Below are 23,398 nucleotides of genomic sequence, written 5' to 3'. Positions count from 1 at the left end.
CATGATCGTCCCCACCGTCGTCGAGGTCTGACCCGCGCCGCCGCGCCCCCCCCCCCCCCCCCCCCCCCCCCCCCCCCCCCGCTCCGCCACCACACGAAAACCGGGCCGCGCGACCACCCGAGAACGGGAGCCGGTCAGCGTACCGGTCTCCGGTAGTGGCCCCCGGGCACTCCGGCATCCCGCCGGTCACCCGGGCGCTTCGATCGAAGACCGGCCGTCTGAGCAGCTCCCCGCGTCGTGGGCCCCCGATGCGAAGGAGCACGACAGCACCATGACCGAGACCAACCTCGGCACCGAATCCCGCACCGCCGTGATCGACAACGGGTCCTTCGGCACCCGTGAGATCACCTTCTCCACCGGCCGGCTCGCCCGTCAGGCCGCCGGCTCCGTCGTCGCCCAGCTCGGCGAGACGGTCGTCCTCTCCGCCACCACCGCCGGCAAGCAGCCGAAGGAGCAGTTCGACTTCTTCCCGCTGACCGTCGACGTCGAGGAGCGGATGTACGCCGCGGGCCGCATCCCCGGCTCGTTCTTCCGCCGCGAGGGCCGCCCCAGCGAGGACGCGATCCTCACCTGCCGGCTGATCGACCGGCCGCTGCGCCCGTCGTTCGTCAAGGGCCTGCGCAACGAGGTCCAGGTCGTCGAGACCATCCTCGCGCTCGACCCGCAGCACCCCTACGACGTCGTGGCGATCAACGCCGCCTCGATGTCGACCAAGCTCTCCGGCCTGCCGTTCTCCGGCCCGATCGGGGCGACCCGCGTCGCGCACATCGACGGCCAGTGGGTCGCCTTCCCGACCCTGGAGGAGCTGGCCCGGGCCACCTTCGACATGGTCGTGGCCGGCCGCTCGCTGCCGGACGGCGACGTCGCGATCATGATGGTCGAGGCCGAGGCGACGCCGAACGCCGTGACCCTGATCGCGGGCGGCGCGACCGCCCCGACCGAGGAGATCGTGGCCAGCGGCCTGGAGGCCGCGAAGCCGGCGATCCGCGAGCTGTGCCGCGCGCAGAGCGAGCTGGCCGAGGTGGCCGCCAAGCCCGTCGCCGAGTTCCCGGTGTTCCTGGACTACCAGGACGACGTCTACGAGGCGGTGGCCGACGTGGCCCGCGCCGAGGTCGCCGAGGCCCTCCAGATCGCCGGCAAGGCCGACCGCGAGGAGGCCCTCGACCGGATCAAGGCCAAGGTCGCCGAGGAGCTCGGCGGTCGCTTCGAGGGCCGGGAGAAGGAGCTCAGCGCCGCCTTCCGGTCGCTCACCAAGTCCGAGGTGCGCAACCGGGTGCTGCGCGAGCAGGTCCGCATCGACGGCCGCGGCCCGCGCGACATCCGCCCGCTGACCGCCGAGGTCGGCGTGCTGCCCCGGGTGCACGGCTCGGCGCTGTTCGAGCGCGGCGAGACCCAGATCCTGGGCGTCACCACGCTGAACATGCTGCGCATGGAGCAGATGGTGGACACCCTGTCCCCGGAGAACCGCAAGCGCTACATGCACAACTACAACTTCCCGCCGTACTCGACCGGTGAGACCGGCCGGGTCGGCTCGCCGAAGCGGCGCGAGATCGGCCACGGCGCGCTCGCCGAGCGGGCGCTGATCCCGGTGCTGCCGTCGCGCGAGGAGTTCCCGTACGCCATCCGGCAGGTCTCCGAGGCGCTCGGCTCCAACGGCTCCACCTCGATGGGTTCGGTCTGCGCCTCGACGCTGGGCCTGCTCTCCGCCGGTGTGCCGCTGAAGGCGCCGGTGGCCGGCATCGCCATGGGGCTCATCTCGGACGAGGTGGACGGCAAGACCCAGTACGTGACGCTGACCGACATCCTCGGTGCCGAGGACGCGTTCGGTGACATGGACTTCAAGGTCGCCGGCACGCCGGAGTTCGTCACCGCGCTCCAGCTCGACACCAAGCTCAACGGCATCCCGTCGGACGTGCTGGCCGCCGCGTTGCAGCAGGCGTACGAGGCCCGGCAGACCATCCTCGGCGTGATGCAGGCGGCGATCGAGGGCCCGGCCGAGATGTCGGAGCACGCGCCGCGGGTCACCACCGTCAAGATCCCGGTCGACAAGATCGGCATGGTGATCGGCCCGAAGGGGCAGACCATCAACGCGATCCAGGACGAGACCGGTGCCGAGATCTCCATCGAGGACGACGGCACGATCTACGTCGGCGCCACCAACGGCCCGTCGGCCCAGGCGGCGGTGGACCGGATCAACGGGATCGCCAACCCGACCCTGCCGAAGGCAGGGGAGCGGTTCCTCGGCACCGTCGTGAAGACCGCCGCGTTCGGCGCGTTCATCTCGCTGCTGCCGGGCCGCGACGGCCTGCTGCACATCTCCAAGGTGGGCGACGGCAAGCGGGTCGAGCGGGTCGAGGACTTCCTCAACGTGGGCGACCGGGTCGAGGTCGAGATCGCCGACATCGACGCCCGCGGCAAGATCTACCTGGACAAGGTCCGCCCGGAGGGCGCCGAGGCGCCGGCCGCCGGCGAGGCCGCTGGCGGCGAGCGTCCGGCCGGCCGGGACCGGGACGACCGGGCTCCGCGCGACCGCGGCGACCGTGAGCGCGGCGGCGACCGGGGCGGTCGCGGCCCGGGCGGCGGCGAGCGCGGCGAGGGCGGCGGCGAGGGTGGCGAGGGCGGCGAGCGTCCGCGCCGCCGCACCCGGCGCAGCTGACGCACCGCACCATCGCATCACCCACCCCTCGTCGATCTGGGAGCAACACGTGAGTCGGGCCGTCAGCGCGCCGTTTCCGCCGGATCGACGGGGGGTGGCGTCCGTCCCGGGCCCCGCAGGGGCCTCCCCCCGCAGCGCCGGGGCGGCCCGCTCCGGCGGCGCCGCCCGGGCGGTGACCCGCACCATCAGCGACGACCCGCTGGGCGGCACGGTACGACGTACCGTGCTGCCCAGCGGGCTGCGCGTGCTCACCGAGGCGATCCCGGCGATGCGCAGCGTCTCGTTCGGCGTCTGGGTCGCGGTCGGCTCCCGGGACGAGACCGGCCCGCAGGCCGGCGCGGCGCACTTCCTGGAGCACCTGCTCTTCAAGGGCACCAACAAGCGCAGCGCGCTGGACATCTCCTCCGAGATCGAGGCGGTGGGGGGCGAGACCAACGCCTTCACCACCAAGGAATACACCTGCTACTACGCCCGGGTGCTGGACGAGGACCTGCCGCTGGCCATCGACGTGATGTGCGACCTGGTCGCCGACTCGGTGCTCGAACCGGCCGACGTGGAGACCGAGCGGGGCGTGATCCTCGAGGAGATCGCCATGCACGACGACGAGCCCGGCGACGAGGTGCACGACCTCTTCGCCCGGGCCGTCTACGGCGACCACCCGCTGGGCCGGCTGATCTCCGGCACCGAGGAGACCGTCACCCCGATGACCCGGCGGCAGATCCAGGGCTTCTACCGCCGCCGCTACACCGCCCCGCAGATCGTCGTCGCCGCCGCCGGCAACCTGGACCACGCCACGGTCGTCAGGCTGGTCCGCCAGGCGCTGCGCGGCACCCCGCTGGACACCGACCCGGCGGCGCCCGCGTCGCACCGGTCGGCCACCCCGGCCGTACGCACGAAGCCCGCCACCACCCTGGTGGAGCCGAAGGAGACCGAGCAGGCGCACGTCATCCTCGGCTGCCCCGGCATCGACCGGCTCGACGAGCGGCGCTTCGCCCTGGGCGTGCTCAACAACATCCTCGGCGGCGGCATGTCGAGCCGGCTGTTCCAGGAGATCCGCGAGCGGCGCGGCCTCGCCTACTCGGTCTACTCCTACGCCAGCCAGTACGCCGACAGCGGCCTCTTCGCCGTCTACGCCGGCTGCGCCCCGGGCAAGGTCGACGAGGTGCTGGAGCTGACCCGGGCGGAACTGGCCCGGGTGGCCGCCGACGGCCTGACGGAGGCCGAGGTGGCCCGCGGCAAGGGGATGAGCAAGGGCTCGTTCGTGCTGGGCCTGGAGGACACCGGCTCGCGGATGAGCCGGCTGGCCAAGGGCGAGCTGCTCTACGGCCACCTGATGCCGGTCGACGAGCTGCTCGGCCGGGTCGACGCGGTCACCGTGGCCGACGTCAACACCCTGGCCGCCGAGCTGCTGAACCGGCCGATGTCGCTGGCCGTGGTCGGCCCGTTCGGCGCGAACGACTTCTCCGCCCGCTGACCCGTCCCCGCACCACCGCCCGGTGCCGGTCCGCCCGGGTGCGGGAGTCCCGATTGGGATAGGTTGTGCCCCGTGACTGACGAGCAGGAGAAGAGCCCGGACGAGCCGATCCGGGTCGGCGTGCTGGGCGCCCGGGGACGGATGGGCATCGAGGTGTGCCGGGCGGTGGACGCCGCCGCCGACATGGAACTGGTGGCCATGGTGGACCAGGGTGACGGCCTGTTCGCCGCGTCCGACGCCGGGGCCGAGGTGGTCGTGGACTTCACCACCCCGGACGTCGTCATGGACAACCTGCACTGGTGCGTCGACCAGGGCATCAACGCGGTGGTCGGCACCACCGGCTTCACCGAGCAGCGCTTGGAGCAGGTGCGCGGCTGGCTGGCCCGCAAGCCCGAGTTGGGCGTGGTCATCGCCCCCAACTTCGGCATCGGCGCGGTGCTGATGATGCAGTTCGCCGCCCGCGCCGCCCGGCACTTCGAGTCGGTCGAGATCGTCGAGCAGCACCATCCCCGCAAGCTGGACGCCCCGTCCGGCACCGCCACGCACACCGCGCGGCTGGTCGCGGCGGCCCGCGCCGAGGCCGGGCTCGGGCCGATGCCGGACGCCACCTCCGCCGAGGTAGCGGGCGCCCGGGGCGCCGACATCGACGGGGTACGCGTGCACGCCGTGCGCGCCACCGGCCTCGTCGCCCACCAGGAGGTGCTCCTCGGCACCGTGGGGGAGACGTTGACCATCCGGCACGACTCGTACGACCGGGTCTCGTTCATGCCCGGCGTGCTGCTGGCCGTCCGCGCGGTCCGCAACCGGCCCGGGTTGACCGTCGGACTGGACGCCCTGCTCGACTGACGGGCAAACCCGTGGCGGCGGCAGCGGGCGGCCCCTAGGCTGCCCCGATGATCGATTCTGGGCTCTCCGACCGGGCCGGGCGCCGGATCACCCTGCGCCCGGTGGACGACGACAACTGGCGGGCGGTGGCCGACGTCGCCCCGCGCGACGACCAGCGCGCGTGGGTGGCGGCGCTGGCCGCCCGCTACCTGCTGCTGACCATGCGCTCCGACGTGTGGACCTCGCTGGCGGTGTACGCGGACGAGACCGTCGTCGGGCACGTCATGTGGGGCGTCGACGACGACGGGTCTCGGTGGATCGGCGGCATGGTGGTCGACGCGGCCGAGCAGGACCGGGGCGTGGGCCGGGCGGCGGTGCGCACCCTGGCCCCGTGGCTGGGCGGCCAGGACGGCGGGCGCCCCGTCCGGCTCTCCTACCACCCCGACAACGTCCAGGCCGCCCGCCTCTACGCGAGCCTCGGCTTCGTGCCCACCGGGGCGATGGAGGACGACGAACTGGTCGTCGAGCTCCTCGCGCCCGCGCGTTCCTGACGCCCCGCCGGGCGGCGGGGCGTCACCGCGCCCCGACGGCCCGGCGACCGTCGGGTGGCGCCCCGCCCGGCAGGCTAGGGTCAGCCCTCCTCGATCACCGACAGGATGTTGCCGGCCGGATCGGTGAACCACGCGATCGTCGGCCCGTTGTCGCGCATGACGCCCTTCTCGTCCTGGGGCATGCCGGGGTAGTGCGCGAACCGCACCCCGCGCGCGGTCAGCTCGTCGACGGCCCGGTCGACGTCGTCGACGGGGAAGTTGAGCACCGTGAAGGCCGCGGGGGTGTGGTCCTCCTTCGGGTAGACCATCACGTCCCGGCCGCCGGCGAGGTGCAGCGTCAGCAGGCCGCCCATGGCGTCGTCGCGCGACACCCGCAGGCCGAGCGTGTCGGCGTAGAACCGCTCGGCCCGGCCGGTGTCGTCCACCGAGAAACTGCTCCACGCCCTCGTGTCCGCGAACATGCCTGCTGCCTCCCTCTCGTGGACGCCGTCACCGCGACCATGGGGTCACCGTAGGCGACGCCCCCGACAGTGTCCGGCGTTCCGCCGGCCCGGGCGGGCCGGGGACCGCGATCCGGCGCGGTCGGGCCGCGGCCCGTGCCGTCAGTCCCCGGGCGGCGCCGACGACCCACCCGGCGTCGGGTCCGGCAGCGTCGCCTCGGTGGGCGTCGCGTCCGCGGGGTCCGCGTCCGTGGGCACCGCCACGTGCAGGCGCACCTGCGGGACGAGCATGTCCTCCACGTCCAGCGCGCGGGCCGCCCCGTCGGGCTCCCAGCCGGTGCTGGTGAGGAACTTCCGGGTCGCCGCGTCGGCGTCGAAGGCCCAGGCCAGCGCGCGGGTGAACCCGTCGGAGCGCCACAGGTCGACGGTCGCCGCGAGCAACCGGCTGCCGTGCCCCCGCCGACCCCAGCGCGGCTCCACCAGCAGGTCCGTCACCGCGGCGACGTCCGGCCCGAGAACCTCCGCCGGCTCGCCCGGGGCGAGGGCCTCGGCGTCGGCCGGACCGGAGGCGGCGAACCCCACCAGATACGATTGCTCGGCCTGTTCGACGGCGACCAGCACCCGATGGGCGCCGGAGGGCGGCTCCTGCACGGCCGCGCTCCACCGCCGGGCTAGCCACGCCTCGTCCAGGTTGTCGAGCACGTGCCGGGGCAGGATCCGACGATAGGCGACCCGCCAGGTCGCGAGTTGGATGCGTGCGATCTCGCCGGCGTCTTCCGGACGCGCCGGGCGGACGTACCCGAGAGCCATGGGACGGAAGCCTACGCAGGGCCAGGGAGGCGATGGTGGCGCAGGGTCCCCGACGGACGATCCAGCAGGTCGTCTGCGTCGTCGCGCTCGCCGTCGCGGTGACCGCCTTCCTGTCCGTCGCGGCCGTGCGGCACGGCTTCTTCGACCTCAAGGTCTACTACGGCGCGCTGACCTGGTGGGTGCACGACGGTGGGGAGATATACGACTTCCTCAAGCCCGGCACCCAGTACGGCTTCACCTATCCGCCGTTCGCGGCCCTGGTCATGCTGCCGATGGCGTACCTGCCGTGGGCGGCGGCGATCGCGGTCAGCGTGGCCGCCAGCGTGCTGGTCACCGCCGTGCTGTTCTGGTGGCTGATCGACCCGATCTCCCGCCGCTGCGGCTGGACCCGCTGGTTCGTCCTCGCCGTGGCGCTCTGCCTGGCCGCCGCGTACGAGCCGATGCGCGAGACGGTCAACTTCGGCCAGGTCAACATGCTGCTGCTCTTCCTGGTCGCGATCGACCTGCTCCGGCTGCTGCCGGCCGGCAACCGGTGGGCCGGCGTGGGGATCGGCCTGGCCACCGCGATCAAGCTGACCCCGGGCATCTTCATCGTCTACCTGCTGGTCACCGGCCGCTGGCGGGCCGCGGTCACCTCGATGGCCACCGCGGCCGGCGTGACGCTGCTGGCCGCCGCGCTCTTCCCCGACGCCTCGCGGGAGTTCTGGACGGAGGCGCTGTGGAACACCGGCCGGGTGGGTGAGCTGGCGTTCGTCTCCAACCAGTCGCTGCGCGGCGTGGTCGCCCGGCTGAACCCGGAGCACCCGAGCACCCTGGCCTGGCTGGCGCTGGTGCTCGCCACGCTGGCGCTGTGGGCCTGGCGGTCCCGCGCCGCCGTGGCCGTCGGCGACGAGGCGACCGGCCTGGCGCTGACGGGCGCGGTGATGTGCCTGGTCAGCCCGGTCACCTGGGTGCACCACCTGGTGTGGCTGCTGCCCGCGCTGATCCTGCTGGTCGACAACGGGATGGCCGCGCCCGCCGGCAGCCGCCGGCGCCGCGTCCTGCTGGGCGCCGCGGTCGTCGGGTACGGCCTCCTGATCAGCCGGATCGTCTGGGCCTGGGAGAAGGACTTCATCGGGCTCGACGGCTTCCTCGGCAGCAACACCTACGTCTGGATCAGCCTGGCGCTGCTGGCGTTCCTGCCCATCCGTCGCCCGGGCGACGGCGGCCGGATCGGCCGCCGCTGGGCGGCGCCGGCCGGGTCAGCCGTCGAGGCGCCCGGCGTACCGCAGCTCGACCAGCCCGACCGGCGCTCGCCCGCCGGCCAGCGGCACCGGATAGGTCGACCGCTCACCGTCCGGTGACAGCCCGGCCCGCTCGAAGAACCGGCGGGCCCGGTGGTTGTCCGCCAGCACCCAGAGCCGGTGGTCGGACCAGCCCCGTTCGACCAGGCCGGCCCGCGCCGCCGCCAGCAGCGCCCGCGCCGTGCCGTCGCCCCAGCGGGCCGGCTCGACGTACATCGCCAGCAGCTCGCCGTGCGTGTGGTCGAGGTCGGCCCGGTCCTGGTTGTTGCGGTACGGCCCGAACGTGGTGAACCCGGCCAGCGTCCCGTCGGCCTCGGCGAGCAGGGTGGTGAAGGGGTGCTCCGGGTCGGCGGTGCCGAGGTCCCGGCGGCGCTGCGCCCAGGCCGTGACGTTGAGCCGCCGCAGCACCTCCTCGGGCATGATCCCGGCGTAGCCGGCCTGCCAGCCGTGGACGTGCACCCGGGCGAGCGCCTCGGCGTCGTCGGGTTCCTCGCGGCGAATCGTGAGCATGCGTCCGTTCTATGCCCCGCCGGGTGCGCGGTCCAGCGTCCGCACCGGTGTCGTACCGGTGGATTAGGGTGCCCGACGATGGCCGCACCGGAATCGCTCTCGCTCGCCCAGGCCCGTCGGGTGGCGCTCGCCGCCCAGGGCTTCGCCGACCCCGCGCCCACCGGCGCGCCCACCCGCCGGCACCTGCGCCGGGTGCTCGACCGCGTCGGGCTGATCCAGATGGATTCGGTCAACGTGCTGCAACGGGCGCACTACCTGCCGCTCTACAGCCGGCTCGGCCCCTACCCGACCGCGCTGCTCGACGACGCCGCCTACCGCCGCCCCCGGGAGCTGTTCGAATACTGGGGGCACGAGGCGTCGCTGGTCCCCGTCGGGCTGCACCCGGCGCTGCGCTGGCGGATGGCCAGGGCCCGCTCGGAGTCCTGGGGCGGGATGCGACGGATCGCCCAGGAGCAGCCCGACCTGGTCGCCTGGGTGCGCGACGAGGTGGCCGCCCGGGGGCCGCTCACGGCCGCCGACATCGAGCACGACGCGCCCCGGGAGACCGGCAACTGGGGGTGGAACTGGTCGGCGGTGAAGCGGGCGCTGGAGTACCTGTTCTGGGCGGGGGAGGTCACCGCCGCCGACCGCACCACGTCGTTCGCCCGCCGCTACGACCTGCCGGAACGGGTGCTGCCGGCCGCCGTGCTCGACGCGCCCACGCCGACCGACGCGGAGGCCTACCGCGCGCTGGTGGGCATCGCCGCGCGGTCGCTCGGGGTGGCCGCCGAGCCGGAGCTGCGCGACTACTTCCGGCTGCCGGTGGCCGGCGCCCGGCAGGCCATCGCCGACCTGGTCGAGGCGGGGGAGCTGCTGCCGGTCGCCGTGCAGGGCTGGCGGCGGCCCGCCTGGCTGCACGCCGGGGCGCGGCTGCCCCGCTGGGTGCGCGGCAACACCCTGGTCAGCCCGTTCGACCCGTTGGTCTGGGAGCGGGCCCGCACCGAGCGGCTCTTCGACTTCAGCTACCGCATCGAGATCTACGTGCCCGCGCCGCAGCGGGTGCACGGCTACTACGTGCTGCCGTTCCTGCAGGGGGAGCGGTTCACCGCCCGGGTCGACCTGAAGGCCGACCGGAAGGCCGGCGTGCTGCTGGTGCCGGCGGCCTGGGGCGAGCCGGGCGTCGATCGGGGCGAGACCGCGCTGGCGCTCGCCGCCGAGCTGCACCGCCTCGCCGGCTGGCTGGGCCTGGACGCGGTGGCCCCGCCCGCCGCCGGCGACCTGGCCGTCCCGCTGGCCGCCGCGCTGGCGGGCGTGGCCGGTGTACGGTGAGCGACGTGACGAGCGTTGACGGACCGGCCCCTCAGCCGCCTCCGCAGGCCGGCGGGGTCGACGCCCCGCCCCAGGAGCTTCCGGTGCCGCCGGGCGGCGCGTGGCCCGCGGGCGTGGCGGGCGACGGGTCCGGGCCCGGCGGCCAGGCGCCGCACTACCCGGTGCCCGAGCCGGACCGGCTCACCCGCTTCGTCGTCCGTCTCTACGAGCGCTCCCCGCGCTGGGCGGTGCCGTTGGCCGCGCTCGGCTGCGTCGCCGCCGGCATCGGCTACGCGCTGCTCAGCGACCCCACCCGCTCGGCGCCCGACGCCGCACCGACCTGCCTGCTCAAGCTCACCACGGGGCTGGACTGCCCGGGCTGTGGCGGCACCCGCGCGCTCTGGTACGTGCTGCACGCCGACCTCCCGGCCGCCGCCCGGCACCACTTCCTCTTCGTCTTCGCGCTGCCCTTCCTGGCCTACCTCTTCGTCGCCTGGGCGGGTCGGCAGGCGTTCGGTTGGCGCCTGCCCGAGCTACGGATCAGCTCCCGGGCGATCGGCGTCTTCCTGGCCGCCTGGCTGGCCTTCTCGGTGCTGCGCAACCTCCCCTGGGCACCCTTCACCTCCCTCTACGTCTGAGCCCAGCCGCCCGCGCTGCCTGTGTCGGCCGGCTGCCCTGCCCGTTTCGCCGGCCGCGCGGGCGTCACCGTGCGAGGCCAGGGCGCCTCAGCCGTCTCGGCGTGCGCGTCCTGTCGAGCTGAGTCGTTTACGACATCACGCCGCCAAGGCCCTTCCGCTCCGCGGTGGAGCCGGCCGGCGGCGGGTGAGGCTGGCCGGCGGCGGCCGGGGCCGGTTGGCGGCGGGTCGGGCCGGTCGGGGTGCGCGCTGAGGCTGCACTCGCTCGGGCCGGTGGCGGCGGGGCGGCCGACCGACGTCGCTCCCGGGCGCCCGTGGTCGGCCCGGCGTATCCACGACTCGTCGCCGCTCGCCGATGTCGTAGACGATTCAGCTCGACAGCGCGCGGGAGGGGATGCCGGCCGGCCGTGCGCCAGTCGCGGCGTCCGACAGTGGAACGAGGCGCGCCCCGCGTGTGCGACAGCCCGGCCGCATGGTCGACAGCCCGGCGGAGCGGTCGACAGCGCACCGTCATCGACAGCGCACCGTCATCGACATTGCACCGTGATCGACATTGCACCGGGCGAGCCTGGCTTGGGCGGGCCGGCTCCCCGCCACTACAGTGCCAGGAATGCCGGAGATGGTGCAGCCCCAGGTCAAGCTCATCGCGTGGACCCACTTCGAGGCTCCCGACGAGGTGCCGTGGTCGACCGACGCCGAGGGCGGCCAGGCCCTCGCGGAGTTCGCCGGCCGGGCCTGCTACCAGAGCTGGAAGAAGCCGAACCCGGCCACCGCCACCAACGCGGGCTACCTCGCGCACATCCTGGAGGTCGGCCACCTGAGCGTGCTGGAGCACGGCTCGGTCAGCTTCTACTTCAGCGGGGTGTCCCGCTCCTTCACCCACGAGCTGATCCGGCACCGGCACTTCTCGTACTCCCAGCTCTCCCAGCGGTACGTGCCGGAGCGCGACGCCGCCATGGTCGAGCCCTCGGTGATCGCCGACGACCCGGAGCTGCACAAGAAGTTCGTGGAGGCCGCCGAGGCGAGCGTGCGCGCGTACAACGAGTTGCTGGAGGGGCTGGAGCGGCGCTTCGCCGACGTGGAGAACGCTACGCTGCGGCGCAAGCAGGCCCGCCAGGCGGCCCGCGCGGTGCTGCCCAACGCCACCGAGACCCGCATCGTGGTCACCGGCAACTACCGGGCCTGGCGGCACTTCATCGCCATGCGCGCGACGGAGCACGCCGACGTGGAGATCCGTGAGCTGGCGGTGGAGTGCCTGCGGCAGCTCCAGGGCGTCGCCCCGAACGTCTTCGCCGACTTCGTCATCTCGGCCCTGCCCGACGGCACCGAGGTCGCGGCGAGCCCGCACGCCGAGTTGTCCTGAGGCCTTCCCCGGCGGGGCGTCGGTGGTCGTCCGCTAGGTTGGTGGCATGACGCACGACCACCCTGACACGCCCGCCCGGGCGGTGTCCCGCCCCTTCGGGCGAGTGCTCACGGCCATGGTGACCCCGTTCACCGCCGATGGCTCGCTCGACCTCGACGGCGCCGCGCGGCTCGCCAGCTACCTGGTCGACGAGCAGGGCAACGACGCGCTGGTGGTCAACGGCACCACCGGCGAGTCGCCGACCACCACCGAGGCGGAGAAGGAACGGCTGATCCGGGCCGTGGTGGAGGCCGTCGGTGACCGCGCCAAGGTCGTGGCCGGGGTCGGCACCAACGACACCCGGCACACCATCGAGCTCTCCGCGGCCGCCGAGAAGGCGGGCGCGCACGGCCTGCTCGTGGTCACCCCCTACTACAACAAGCCGCCGCAGAGCGGGCTGCTGCGGCACTTCACCGCCGTCGCGGACGCCACCGGCCTGCCGGTGATGCTCTACGACATCCCGCACCGCGCGGGCGTGCCGATCGACACCGAGACGATGGTGCGCCTGGCCGAACACGGCCGGATCGTCGCGGTGAAGGACGCCAAGGGCGACCTGACCGCCACGAGCTGGGTCACCAGCCGGACGAACCTCGCCTTCTACAGCGGCGAGGACTCGCTCACCCTGCCCTCGCTGGCCGTGGGCGCGGTCGGTGTGGTCGGCACCTCGACCCACTTCACCGGCGCGCTCACCAAGCAGATGATCGAGGCGTACGACGCGGGGGACACCGCCACCGCGCTGAGCCTGCACCGGCGGCTGCTGCCGCTGTTCACCGGCATCTTCCGTACCCAGGGCGTGATCCTGGTGAAGGCGGGCCTGGCGGCCGCCGGGAAGCCTGCCGGACCGGTGCGTTCGCCGCTGGTCGACGCCACCGACGACGAGATCGCCCAGCTCCGCGCCGACAGCGCGGCGGCGGGCCTGGAACTGCCCGAATGACCCAACGACACGATGGACGCCGGATGCCGGCGTCGCAGAATGAGGTGGACGCGTGACCGAGGCGCACTTCGAGACGGAACTGCCCCCGCCACTGCCGGAGGGTGGGCTGCGGATCATCCCGCTCGGCGGGCTCGGCGCCATCGGTCGCAACATGACCGTCTTCGAGTACGACGGCAAGCTGCTGGTGGTCGACTGCGGGGTGCTCTTCCCCGACGTCGAGCAGCCCGGGGTCGACCTGATCCTGCCCGACTTCGGTCCGATCCTGGACCGGCTCGACGACGTCCAGGCGATCGTGCTGACCCACGGCCACGAGGACCACATCGGCGCGGTGCCCTACCTGCTCGCGCACAAGCCCGACATCCCGCTGGTCGGCTCCCAGTTCACCCTCGCCCTGGTCGAGGCGAAGCTCGCCGAGCGGCGGATCCAGCCCTACACGCTGACCGTTCGGGAGGGCGGCCGGGAGCGGCTCGGCCCGTTCGAGTGCGAGTTCTTCGCGGTCAACCACTCGATCCCCGACGCGCTCGCGGTGGCCATCCGCACGCCGGCCGGCCTGGTGCTGCACACCGGCGACTTCAAGATGGACCAGCTCCCGCTGGACGGCCGGATCACCGACCTGGCCGGGTTCGCCCGGCTCGGCGCCGAGGGCGTGGACCTGCTGCTCTCGGACTCCACCAACGCGGAGATCCCCGGCTTCGTCACGCCCGAGCGGGAGATCGGGCCGGTGCTCGACTCGATCTTCGCGAAGGCCAAGGGACGGATCATCGTCGCCTCGTTCGCCTCGCACGTGCACCGGGTGCAGCAGGTCTTCGACTCCGCCGCCGAGCACGGCCGCAAGGTCGCCCTCATCGGCCGCTCCATGGTCCGCAACATGGGCATCGCCCGCGACCTGGGGCTGCTCAACATCCCGGCCGGGCTGGTCATCGGGATCGAAGAGGCGACGAACATGCCGCCCGAGCAGATGGTGCTGATGTCCACCGGTTCGCAGGGCGAGCCGATGAGCGCCCTGGGCCGGATGGCCAGCGGCGACCACCGGCACATCACCATCGCCCCCGGCGACACGGTGGTGCTCGCCTCGTCGCTGGTGCCCGGCAACGAGACCTCGGTCTACCGGGTGATCAACCGGCTGGCCCGGGCCGGCGCCGTGGTGGTGCACAAGGACGTGGCCAAGGTGCACGTCTCCGGTCACGCCCCCGCCGGCGAGCTGCTCTACCTGCTCAACGTGGTCCGTCCCAGCAACCTGATGCCGGTGCACGGCGAGTGGCGGCACCTGCGCGCGCACGCCCGGCTCGGCATCGAGTCCGGCGTCGCCCCCGACCGGGTGGTGCTCTGCGAGGACGGCGACGTCGTCGACCTCGTCGAGGGCCGGGCCAGCCTCGTCGGGCACGTGAAGAGCCGCTACGTCTACGTCGACGGCCTCGCCGTCGGCGACGTCAGCGAGTCGCTGCTCACCGAGCGCCGGATCCTCGGCGACGGCGGGTTCATCGCCACCACCGTGGTGGTCGACTCGGTGACCGGCAAGGTGGTGGGCGGCCCGACCCTGTCGGCGAAGGGCTTCTCCGAGGACCCGGAGGCGTTCAGCCCGGTGATCCCGCTGGTCACCGAGGCCCTGAACCGGGCGGCCTCCGACGGCATCACCGACCCGCACCAGCTCCAGCAGATCGTCCGGCGCACCGTGGGGCGGTGGGTGAACGACGCGTACCGGCGCCGGCCCATGATCGTCCCCACCGTCGTCGAGGTCTGACCCGCGCCGCCGCGACGCCCGCCCGCACCCCCGTGTGCCGGCGGGCGTCGGGCCGTCGGCGTCAGGGCAGCGCGGCCACCGCCTCGGCGTACGCGACGGCGGTCTCCACGGCCGCGTCGAGCAGGACCGTGAGCTGGGCGGGGGCCACCCCGTGCGCCAGGTCGGTGGCGACGTGGCCCGCCAGCATCAGCTCGCCCTCCTCCTCGTGCACGTACGCCTTCGGCAGCAGCCGGTCGTGGTTCCAGGCGTTGCAGAAGGCGTACGCCTCCGCGAGCCGGTCGGCCGGCAGTCGGCGGCTCGCCACGGACCGGGCCTGGAGGATCTCGCCCCGCTCGCCGGCCCGCCGGAACTGGATCAGCGCCTCGCCCCAGCGGCCCGTCACGGCCCCCCGGTCGTCCACGGCGTACCGGTCCCCGCGCCGGTCCAGCGCGGCGGTGATCATCGCCACGCTCAGCGGGCGGGGCTCCCCGTCCGGCGGCTCCTCGTCGGGCGGGTCGCCGGCGTCGTCGCCGGCCTCGTCGGGCGGCAGGGGCACCGGTGCGGCGGCCGGCCGCTCGGCCAGCCAGGACGCGATCCGGCCGGACTGGTGGCCGGTGCCGTTGCGGGCGTCGAAGCTGCCGGCCAGCGCGGTGGCCACCCCGAGCAGGGTGGCGCCGAGCGTGGCCACGTCGAGCTCGGCGGCCGGCCGCACCCCGTACGCCGGGCGGTGCACCGTCCGCCCGCCGAGCCCCGCCTCCACAGCCAGGGCGCAGACCAGCGCCCCGGCGGCGGCGAACTCCATCGCGGACAGGTCGTCGTGTGGCCGGTCCAGCCGGGGCAGTTGCTCGGCGAGGACGTCGAGGCCCCGGGCGGGGTGCCCGGCCAGCGCGCACCACCGCAGGTGCGCGGCGAGGAGCCCGAAGGCGGCCCGCTCCCGCCGGTGCCGCCGGTACGCCCGGACGTGCGCCTCGGCCGCCCGCTCCGGCTGGCCGGCCCGCAGCCAGGACAGCAGGCCGGCGACCAGCGTCCGCTCCGGCTGCTCGGAGCAGTCGACGACGCCGTGCGGGGCGTCCGCCAGGGCGGCCAGCGCGGCCGGATGGTCGCCCCACCCGGCGAGCAGTTCCGCCCGGCGGGCCGACGCGCAGTCCGGGCAGCCGCCGACCGGCCCCGGGTCGGCCGTCGACCACTCGTCGTACCACCGGCGGGCCGTCGGCTCGTCGCCGAGATGGTCGGCGATGCGGCAGCGCAGCTCGGCGACCGCCGCCGGGTCGTCGGCGGCGCGCGCGGCGAGGTCGTCCAGCATGGCGCGCGCCTGGTCCAGCCCGACCCGCGGTGAGCCGAGCAGGGCCTCGACCGCGTGCCGCCGGTAGCGCCGCAGCAGCTCGGCCTCGTCTCCCGTGAGCAGGTCGGGGCGGCGGTCCGCGGCGGCGAGGCAGCGGCGCACCGGCTCGACCAGCCGCCACCGCTCCCCGTGTAGGAGGTACGCCTCGATCAGCGCGAACCGGGCCGCCAGCGCGGTCCGGTCGTCGCCCGTGGCGTCGGCGTGCGCGGCGATCCGCTCCAGCTCGCCGCTGCGGGCCTCGCCGTCGGGGGTGTCCCGGGCGTCGGCGAGCGCCCCGGCCAGCGCGGGGTCGGGCGCCCGGCCCCCACGCCGCAGCCCGCTCCACCAGCCCGGCAGCCCGAACGGGTCGAGGCCGCGACCGGCCAGGTCCCCGCCGCGGCCCGTCACGCCACCACCCCGCCGGGCAGCCGGGCCACCTCGGTGGCGAGCTGGCAGCCGGTGGCGATGCCGCAGTCGAGCAACTGGTCGAGCTGGTGCGCGGTGACGCCGCGTTCCAGGTCGGTGATGACCTCGCCGCAGACCCGGGCCCGCCCGTCGTCCTCGACGTGCACGAACGCCTTGGGCCAGAGCCGGTCGTGGTTCCAGGCGTTGCAGAAGGCGTGCAGCGCCGGCACGTACTCGATCGGGAACGTCGGCGCGGTCAGGGTGCGGACCTGGAGCACCTCCCCGGCGGTGCCGGGCCGCAGGAACCAGATCAGGCTGTCGTCCCAGCGGCCGACCAGGTCGCCGTCGGCGTCGGCCCCGACGCGGTAGCCCCGGCTGCGCAGCACGGCGGCGATCAGCTCGCCGGTCAGCGGTTCCAGCGCCCCCGGGTGCCCGGACAGGGGGCCGTCCCGACCGTCCTCGATTCCCGGCGACGCCATGGGGGCATCCCTTCTGAGGCAGATATCACGCGACGCGGCGGGGCCCGCGCTGCGACACGCGGACACGACCCGGAAAGGCGGCGATCTGCCGGGTCACGCCATTAGGTTGATGCTATGGCGGGCCGTACCTCTCAGGCGAGCCGGCGACGCGGCGCGTCGCCGCGTGGCACCACGAACAGTCGTGCCCGTCAGCCGGCGAAGAAGACCGGCCGCGCGGCGCCCCGGCGGCGACCGGCGGCCCGGCCGGGTCCGGGGCTGGTCGTCGGGCAGGCCGCCCGCGCGCTCTGGATGGGGCTGGCGCACGGCCTCGGCTGGGCGTTCCGGCAGGCCGGCTCCGCCCGGGGCCTCGACCCGGAGCAGCGCCGCGACGGCGCGGGCCTGCTGGTCTTCGGCCTCGCCCTGCTCAGCGCGGTGGCCGTCTGGTTCTCCGGCGCCGGCCCGGTCGGCGCGCGGCTGGCCGACACCTTCCGGCTCTTCCTCGGGGCGATCTCGGTCGTGGTGCCGGTGCTGCTGATGATCGGCGCCTGGCGGCTGATGCGCGAGCCCGTCGATCCCGAGCACCGCGGCCGGGGCCTGGTCGGCTGGACCTCGATGCTGGTCGCCACCGCCGCGATGCTGCACATCGGGCAGGACCCGGCGGACGCGGGCCAGCGCGACTTCGCCGGCGGCCTGGTCGGCGCCGGCGTCGGCAGCCTGATGGAGCGCGCGGTGACCGCCTGGGTGGCCGTGCCGCTGCTGATCCTGCTGCTGGTCTTCGGCCTGCTGGTGGTCACCGCGACCCCGATCAACAAGGTCCCGGAGCGGCTCGGCCTGCTGTTCGGCACCCGGATCGTTCCACCGGTCCTGGAGGAGACGGACGAGGCGCCCGCCAAACCCGCTCCCCGCAAGCGCGCGACGAAGCGGGCGGCCCCGCCGCCGCTCGACCCGGAGGAGTTCGACGAGGGCCTCGACGGGGTGGACCTCCAGGACACCCTGGTGCTGCCCCGCAAGCCTCCGGGCAGGGTCCCGGCCAGCCGCAAGCCGGCCGAGCCGCCGGAGCACTCGCCCGCCCCGACCCGGGCCGAGCAGCTCGCGCTGACCGGGCTGGCGGGCGACTACACGCTGCCGCCGGCGAACATGCTCGGCAGCGGCGCGGCCCCGAAGTCCCGGAGCAAGGCCAACGACGAGGTGATCGTCGCGCTCACCGGCGTCTTCGAGCAGTTCGGCGTGGACGCCGCCGTCACCGGCTTCACCCGCGGGCCGACCGTCACCCGCTACGAGGTGGAGCTGGGCCCGGGCGTCAAGGTCGAGCGGATCACCCAGCTCTCCCGCAACATCGCGTACGCGGTGAAGTCGCCCGACGTGCGGATCCTCAGCCCGATCCCGGGCAAGAGCGCGGTCGGGGTGGAGATCCCGAACACCGATCCGGAGAACGTGGCGCTCGGCGACGTGCTGCGGTCGCGGGCGGCCACCAGCGACCACCACCCGATGGTGGTGGCGCTCGGCAAGGACATCGAGGGCGGCTACGTGGTGGCCAACCTCGCCAAGATGCCGCACATCCTGATCGCCGGCGCGACCGGCGCGGGCAAGTCGTCCTGCCTGAACTCGCTGCTGGTGTCCATCCTGACCCGGGCCACCCCGGACGAGGTGCGGCTGCTGCTGATCGACCCGAAGCGGGTCGAGATGACCGGCTACGAGGGCATCCCGCACCTGGTCACCCCGATCGTGACCAACGCCAAGAAGGCGGCCGACTCGCTGGAGTGGGTCGTCCGCGAGATGGACATGCGCTACGACGACCTCGCCGCCAACGGGGTCCGGCACATCGACGACTTCAACCGTAAGGTGCGCAACGGCGAGATCAAGGCGCCGCCGGGCAGCGAGCGGGAGATGCGCCCGTACCCGTACCTGCTGGTGATCGTGGACGAGCTGGCCGACCTGATGATGGTCGCCCCGCGCGACGTGGAGGACTCGGTCGTCCGGATCACCCAGCTCGCCCGCGCGGCCGGCATCCACCTGGTGCTGGCCACCCAGCGTCCGTCGGTCGACGTGGTCACCGGCCTGATCAAGGCGAACGTGCCGTCCCGGCTGGCGTTCGCCACCTCCTCGCTGGCCGATTCCCGGGTCATCCTCGACCAGCCGGGCGCGGAGAAGCTGCTCGGCCGCGGCGACGGACTGTTCCTGCCGATGGGCGCCTCGAAGCCGATCCGGATCCAGGGCGCCTGGGTGACCGAGCGCGAGATCGCCGACGTGGTCAAGTTCTGCAAGGATCAGCGCGAGCCGGAGTTCCGCCCGGACGTGCTGGCCCCGGCGCAGGACAACAAGAAGAAGGTCGACGAGGAGATCGGCGACGACCTCGACCTGCTGGTGCAGGCGGTCGAGCTGGTGGTCACCTCGCAGTTCGGTTCGACCTCGATGCTCCAGCGCAAGCTGCGGGTCGGTTTCGCCAAGGCGGGGCGGCTGATGGACCTCATGGAGACCCGGGGCGTGGTCGGCCCGTCGGAGGGCTCCAAGGCCCGCGACGTGCTGGTCAAGCCGGACGAGCTGGAGGAGGTCCTGGCCGGCCTGCGCGGCGGCGAGGACTAGGCCCGCCGACGCCCGGTGGCGGGAGGGCGAGGACTGGGCCCGCCGACGCCCGCTGGTGGGAGGGCGCCGTGCACGCGACGGGCCCGCCGGCTCGCCGGCGGGCCCGTTCTCCGCTGGGGGAGCGGCGGGGTCAGTTGACGATCGCGTTGACGATCAGCAGGCTGAGGACGATGGCGACCACGTTGGCGGCCGCGGCGTACCAGCCGAGCGGCTTGTCGCCCAGCACGGCGCCGACGATGCCCAGGACCAGCCCGATCACGCCGAAGACGAGTGGGTTGAGCAAGAGCGCGAGGACCGCGAAGACGAAGCCCAGGATCGTGCAGATGCGGGCGGCGTTGGTGCGCGGGCGGGCGGTCGAGTGCGTGTCGGCCATGTCTGCCTCCGTGGGTGAGAGCCTTTCCGGTGCCAGGCACAGCTCTACCCACTGTGGTGGTTCGTCACGCCTGGCCCGGAGCGACGCCGGTCAGTGCAGGACCTTCAGTCCGACGACTCCGGCGACCACCAGCAGCAGGCAGGCGATCCGGGGCAGGCTGGCCGGCTCGTCCAGCGCCAGCATGCCGACCAGGGCGGTGCCGACCACGCCGATGCCGACCCAGACGGCGTAGCCGGTGCCGACCGGGATCTCGCGCAGCGCGTACGCCAGGCCGGCCATGCTGAGCACCAGGGTCACCCCGAAGACCAGCGACGGGACGAGCCGGGTGAAGCCGGCGCTGCGGTCGAGGGCGACCGCCCACGCGGTCTCGAGAAGTCCGGAGATCACCAGCACGATCCAGGCCATGGCGGATCACCTCTGCGTTGCTGCCCGGACCGTCGGGCCGGGACGAGTGGGCTCGGTACACACGCGGGGCGTCTTGGCCTGACCGGGTACGCCCACCACTCGTCCGGGGCGGCCCTCGGGCCGCCACGACCGACGTTAGCACCGGCCGGACGGCGCCCGGGGTGAGTCGGGCCACCACCGGTTGACGTGAACCTTGCTTCAACTTGCAGTATCGGGTCCATGCCGCTGCTCTTCTCCGATCCCGAGGTCGCCGCCGTGCTGGACGCCCCCACCACGGTGGCCGCGATGCGGGACGCCCTGCTCGCCGCGTACGCCGGCCGCCTGGTGGCCCCGCCCCGGGCCGCCGCGCCGCTGGGCGGGGGACGGATGGTGCTCACCGCCGGCCACCTCACCGGCGAGTGGTACGGCTTCCGCTCGTACGACACGTTCGGGCACCCGGAGGGGGAGCAGGTGGTCGTGCTGCACGACGGGCGTACCGGGGCCGTCCGGGCGGTGGCGGTCGGACAGGAGTTGGGCTCCCGGCGTACCGGCGGTCTCGGCGGGGTGGCCGTGGACGCCCTGGCCCGGCCGGACGCCGCCACCCTGGGCGTGATCGGCGCGGGCGGGCAGGCGTGGACCCAGGTCTGGGCCGCCGCCGCCGTCCGTCCGCTGCGCGAGGTCACCGTGCACAGCCGCTCCGCCGCCCGGCGGGAGGCGTTCGCCGCCCGGGTCCGCGCCGAGCTGGGCGTGCCGGCGCGGGCCGTGGACTCGGCGCGGGCCGCCGTCCGGCACCGCGACGTCGTGGTGCTCGCCACCACCGCCGTCACCTCCGTGCTCGACGCCGCCGACCTGGCCCCCGGCACCCACGTCAACGCGGTCGGCTTCAAGCAGGTCGACCGGCACGAGTTCGGCACCGACCTGCTGGACGCCGCCGACCTGCTGGTCACCGACTCGCCGGCGCAGGCCGCCGCGTACGACCCGCCGATGCTGGCGACGCTGCCCGCGTACGCCGGGCGGTTGCGCGACCTGGGGGCGGTGCTGGCCGGCGCCGTCCCCGGCCGGACCGGCGCGGACCAGGTCTCGGTCTTCTGCTCGACCGGCCTGGCCGGCACGGAGGTCTTCCTGCTCGACCGGCTGGTCGGCGTCGGCGCGGCGGCGGTCTGAGCCGGCCGGGCCGGCGGGGAGCGTGCGGCGGCGACGCGGCGGCCCGCCGTTGACGGCCGCCACCCGCCCGCCCGGTACCCTCGGATGGTGTCTGCGACCCCCCCTTCCCCGACCGACGGCCGCCGCGTCGCCCTGCTGACCCTGGGCTGTGCCCGCAACGAGGTCGACTCGGAGGAGCTGGCCGCCCGGCTGCACGCCGACGGCTGGCAGGTCACCACCGATGGCGAGGGCGCCGACGTGGTGGTCGTCAACACGTGCGGCTTCGTGGAGAAGGCGAAGCAGGACTCCATCCAGACCCTGCTGGCCGCCGCCGACACCGGCGCCAAGGTGGTCGCCGCGGGCTGCATGGCCGAGCGGTACGGCCGCGAGCTGGCCGACAGTCTCCCCGAGGCGCAGGCGGTGCTGAGCTTCGACGACTACCCGGACATCGCCGCCCGGCTGGACGCGGTGGTCGCCGGCGAGCGGATCGGTGCGCACACCCCGCGCGACCGGCGCGAGCTGCTGCCCCTCACCCCCGTCTCCCGGCGGGACAGCGGGGTGTCGCTGCCCGGCCACGGCACCCCGGTCCGGGGTGTCACGCAGACCGACGAGCACACCCCCGCCCACCTGCGCCAGGTGCTGCGCCACCGGCTCGACACCGGCCCGGTCGCCTCGCTCAAGCTGGCCAGCGGCTGCGACCGGCGCTGCGCGTTCTGCGCCATCCCCGCCTTCCGCGGCGCGTTCGTCTCCCGTACGCCGGACGAGCTGCTCGCCGAGGCGGAGTGGCTGGCCCGGACCGGCGTACGCGAGCTGGTGCTGGTCAGCGAGAACTCCACCTCCTACGGCAAGGACCTGGGCGACCCGCGGGCGCTGGAGAAGCTGCTGCCCCAGCTCGCCGCGATCGACGGCGTCGTCCGGGTGCGGGCGAGCTACCTCCAGCCCGCCGAGACCCGACCCGGCCTGGTCGAGGCGATCGCCACCACGCCCGGCGTGGCGCCCTACTTCGACCTGTCGTTCCAGCACTCGAGCGAGCCGGTGCTGCGCCGGATGCGCCGCTTCGGCTCCACCGACCGGTTTTTGGAGCTGTTGGCGAGCGCCCGCGCGCTGGCCCCCGACGCGGGCGCGCGGAGCAACTTCATCGTCGGTTTCCCCGGCGAGACCCGCGCCGACTACCAGGAGCTGGTCCGGTTCCTGACCGAGGCCCGGCTCGACGCGATCGGGGTGTTCGACTACAGCGACGAGGACGGCACCGAGGCCGCCGGGCTGTCCGGCAAGGTCTCCGCCGCCACGGTCAAGCGCCGCTACGACAGGCTCAGCGCGCTCGCCGACGAGCTCTGCTCGCAGCGCGCCGAGGAACGCCTGGGCTCGACGGTCGAGGTGCTCGTCGACTCGGTCGACGACGGCGTGGTCGAGGGTCGGGCGGCCCACCAGGCCCCCGAGGTCGACGGCTCGACCACCCTCGTCGCCCCGTCCGGCGCCGGGGTGGACCTGGCCGCGCTGCGCCCGGGCGACCTGGTGCGGGCCACGGTCACGGGCACCGAAGGGGTGGACCTCGTCGCGGTCCCGGATGAGATGATCTCGGCTGCGCCCGGCGCAACACGGTGACGGCGGGCCCGGACGGAGCGGGGGAGCCACGTGGTGGGGTGCCAGGTGCGCCACGGGGGCCGGAGCGGGGTGCGACGGTGACCGGGGCGACGGACTCGACGCCCGCGCCGGTGGTGGCCCGGGTGCCCGTGCTGAACGCGGCCAACGCGCTCACCGCGTTGCGGCTGGCCCTGGTGCCGGTCTTCGCGGCGTCCGTGGTCATCTCCGCGATGACGCACGCCGGCTGGCGGATGGTCGCCTGTCTGGTCTTCGCCGTCGCCTCCGCGACCGACCTGGTGGACGGCTGGATCGCCCGCCGGTTCGCCCTGGTCACCTCGGTGGGCAAGGTCGCCGACCCGATCGCGGACAAGGCGCTCACCGGGGCCGCGCTGCTGCTGCTCTCCTGGTACGACCAGCTGCCCTGGTGGGTGACCGCCGTGATCCTCGTCCGCGAGCTGGGCATCACCGCGCTGCGCTTCTGGGTGATCCGGCACGGCGTGATCGCGGCCAGCCGGGGCGGCAAGATCAAGACTGCGCTCCAGATCCTGGCCATCACGTGGTACCTGTGGCCGATGCCGGCCGCGCTCGCCGCCGTCGGCCCGTGGATCATGGCCGCCGCG

Annotated in this window: 21 protein-coding genes and 1 riboswitch; of the genes, 14 read left to right on the top strand and 7 right to left on the bottom strand. The window is 74.3% G+C overall.

Annotated elements, in window-relative coordinates:
- Positions 1-271 precede the first annotated feature (271 nt).
- The 4 genes from ACSNN9_RS20790 (at position 272) to ACSNN9_RS20775 (ending at position 5,506) form a co-directional block, all read left to right on the top strand.
- Positions 272-2,656, top strand: a complete 2,385-nt coding sequence (locus ACSNN9_RS20790; protein ID WP_436674967.1) for a polyribonucleotide nucleotidyltransferase — start codon at positions 272-274, stop codon at positions 2,654-2,656.
- A 49-nt stretch (positions 2,657-2,705) separates the two neighbouring features.
- A complete protein-coding gene (locus ACSNN9_RS20785) occupies positions 2,706-4,130 on the top strand; it encodes a M16 family metallopeptidase (protein ID WP_436674966.1) in 1,425 nt (474 codons plus the stop codon).
- Positions 4,131-4,202: 72 nt separating this feature from the next.
- Positions 4,203-4,976 (top strand): 4-hydroxy-tetrahydrodipicolinate reductase, encoded by a 774-nt coding sequence (gene dapB / locus ACSNN9_RS20780; RefSeq protein WP_436674965.1) that lies wholly within the window; start codon positions 4,203-4,205, stop codon positions 4,974-4,976.
- A gap of 47 nt (positions 4,977-5,023) precedes the next feature.
- Complete coding sequence (locus tag ACSNN9_RS20775) at positions 5,024-5,506, top strand: GNAT family N-acetyltransferase (RefSeq protein WP_436674964.1); 483 nt, start codon at positions 5,024-5,026, stop codon at positions 5,504-5,506.
- Positions 5,507-5,586: 80 nt separating this feature from the next.
- On the opposite strand, the gene ACSNN9_RS20770 is transcribed toward ACSNN9_RS20775, so the two are convergent.
- Entirely contained in the window at positions 5,587-5,967 is a 381-nt protein-coding gene (locus tag ACSNN9_RS20770) for a VOC family protein (RefSeq protein WP_436674963.1), read from the bottom strand.
- Between the two features lie 141 nt (positions 5,968-6,108).
- Positions 6,109-6,756, bottom strand: a complete 648-nt coding sequence (locus ACSNN9_RS20765) for an N-acetyltransferase family protein (RefSeq protein ID WP_436674962.1) — start codon at positions 6,754-6,756, stop codon at positions 6,109-6,111.
- A gap of 35 nt (positions 6,757-6,791) precedes the next feature.
- Here ACSNN9_RS20765 and ACSNN9_RS20760 point away from each other — a divergent pair, with 35 nt between their 5' ends.
- A complete protein-coding gene (locus ACSNN9_RS20760; RefSeq protein WP_436674961.1) occupies positions 6,792-8,099 on the top strand; it encodes a glycosyltransferase family 87 protein in 1,308 nt (435 codons plus the stop codon).
- Here ACSNN9_RS20760 and ACSNN9_RS20755 read toward each other — a convergent pair.
- The gene (locus tag ACSNN9_RS20755) at positions 7,998-8,549 is read right to left on the bottom strand and encodes an N-acetyltransferase family protein (RefSeq protein ID WP_436674960.1); all 552 of its coding nucleotides are present in this window, start codon (positions 8,547-8,549) and stop codon (positions 7,998-8,000) included. The two genes, ACSNN9_RS20760 and ACSNN9_RS20755, sit on opposite strands and share 102 nt — an antisense overlap.
- Before the next feature lie 78 nt (positions 8,550-8,627).
- On the opposite strand from ACSNN9_RS20755, the gene ACSNN9_RS20750 reads away from it, so the two are divergent.
- The 5 genes from ACSNN9_RS20750 to ACSNN9_RS20730 all read left to right on the top strand — a co-directional run bounded on the left by ACSNN9_RS20750 (position 8,628) and on the right by ACSNN9_RS20730 (position 14,548).
- On the top strand, positions 8,628-9,857 hold the full coding sequence (locus tag ACSNN9_RS20750; RefSeq protein WP_436674959.1) for a winged helix-turn-helix domain-containing protein: 1,230 nt from the start codon (positions 8,628-8,630) through the stop codon (positions 9,855-9,857).
- Positions 9,854-10,474 (top strand): DUF2752 domain-containing protein, encoded by a 621-nt coding sequence (locus ACSNN9_RS20745; RefSeq protein ID WP_436674958.1) that lies wholly within the window; start codon positions 9,854-9,856, stop codon positions 10,472-10,474. Before ACSNN9_RS20750 ends, ACSNN9_RS20745 begins: the two co-directional genes overlap by 4 nt.
- Positions 10,475-11,090: 616 nt before the next feature.
- Positions 11,091-11,834, top strand: coding sequence for an FAD-dependent thymidylate synthase (gene thyX, locus ACSNN9_RS20740; RefSeq protein WP_357872338.1), 744 nt, complete (start codon positions 11,091-11,093; stop codon positions 11,832-11,834).
- 46 nt (positions 11,835-11,880) lie between these two features.
- The gene (dapA, locus tag ACSNN9_RS20735) at positions 11,881-12,807 is read left to right on the top strand and encodes a 4-hydroxy-tetrahydrodipicolinate synthase (RefSeq protein WP_436674957.1); all 927 of its coding nucleotides are present in this window, start codon (positions 11,881-11,883) and stop codon (positions 12,805-12,807) included.
- 52 nt (positions 12,808-12,859) lie between these two features.
- Complete coding sequence (locus ACSNN9_RS20730) at positions 12,860-14,548, top strand: ribonuclease J (protein WP_436674956.1); 1,689 nt, start codon at positions 12,860-12,862, stop codon at positions 14,546-14,548.
- A gap of 61 nt (positions 14,549-14,609) precedes the next feature.
- Here ACSNN9_RS20730 and ACSNN9_RS20725 read toward each other — a convergent pair whose 3' ends face one another.
- Positions 14,610-16,256 carry a YbjN domain-containing protein gene (locus ACSNN9_RS20725; RefSeq protein ID WP_436674955.1) on the bottom strand — a complete coding sequence of 549 codons (1,647 nt, stop codon included), beginning with the start codon at positions 16,254-16,256 and terminating at the stop codon, positions 14,610-14,612.
- Entirely contained in the window at positions 16,253-16,732 is a 480-nt protein-coding gene (locus ACSNN9_RS20720) for a YbjN domain-containing protein (protein ID WP_358084252.1), read from the bottom strand. The genes ACSNN9_RS20725 and ACSNN9_RS20720 overlap by 4 nt, the downstream gene beginning before the upstream one ends.
- Before the next feature lie 114 nt (positions 16,733-16,846).
- On the opposite strand from ACSNN9_RS20720, the gene ACSNN9_RS20715 reads away from it, so the two are divergent.
- The gene (locus tag ACSNN9_RS20715; RefSeq protein WP_436674954.1) at positions 16,847-19,294 is read left to right on the top strand and encodes a DNA translocase FtsK 4TM domain-containing protein; all 2,448 of its coding nucleotides are present in this window, start codon (positions 16,847-16,849) and stop codon (positions 19,292-19,294) included.
- Positions 19,295-19,424: 130 nt separating this feature from the next.
- On the opposite strand, the gene ACSNN9_RS20710 is transcribed toward ACSNN9_RS20715, so the two are convergent.
- Together ACSNN9_RS20710 and ACSNN9_RS20705 are read right to left on the bottom strand one after the other, a co-directional pair.
- Positions 19,425-19,667, bottom strand: coding sequence for a hypothetical protein (locus tag ACSNN9_RS20710; protein ID WP_436674953.1), 243 nt, complete (start codon positions 19,665-19,667; stop codon positions 19,425-19,427).
- 90 nt (positions 19,668-19,757) lie between these two features.
- On the bottom strand, positions 19,758-20,072 hold the full coding sequence (locus ACSNN9_RS20705; protein ID WP_436674952.1) for a DMT family transporter: 315 nt from the start codon (positions 20,070-20,072) through the stop codon (positions 19,758-19,760).
- Positions 20,073-20,135: 63 nt separating this feature from the next.
- A riboswitch (guanidine-III (ykkC-III) riboswitch) is annotated at positions 20,136-20,199 on the bottom strand.
- Between the two features lie 92 nt (positions 20,200-20,291).
- Between ACSNN9_RS20705 and ACSNN9_RS20700 the strand changes: the two genes are divergently transcribed.
- The 3 genes from ACSNN9_RS20700 to pgsA all read left to right on the top strand — a co-directional run.
- Complete coding sequence (locus tag ACSNN9_RS20700) at positions 20,292-21,215, top strand: ornithine cyclodeaminase family protein (RefSeq protein ID WP_436674951.1); 924 nt, start codon at positions 20,292-20,294, stop codon at positions 21,213-21,215.
- An 84-nt stretch (positions 21,216-21,299) separates the two neighbouring features.
- A complete protein-coding gene (gene rimO / locus ACSNN9_RS20695; protein WP_436674950.1) occupies positions 21,300-22,799 on the top strand; it encodes a 30S ribosomal protein S12 methylthiotransferase RimO in 1,500 nt (499 codons plus the stop codon).
- A gap of 77 nt (positions 22,800-22,876) precedes the next feature.
- A partial coding sequence (pgsA, locus tag ACSNN9_RS20690; RefSeq protein WP_436674949.1) for a CDP-diacylglycerol--glycerol-3-phosphate 3-phosphatidyltransferase occupies positions 22,877-23,398 on the top strand: 522 nt, incomplete at its 3' end.

It is taken from the genome of Micromonospora sp. URMC 107, assembly GCF_051386315.1.
Classification (GTDB): domain Bacteria; phylum Actinomycetota; class Actinomycetes; order Mycobacteriales; family Micromonosporaceae; genus Micromonospora.
Note: the sequence above shows the minus strand (reverse complement) of the source record. Positions and strands in the feature narration are given on the sequence as shown.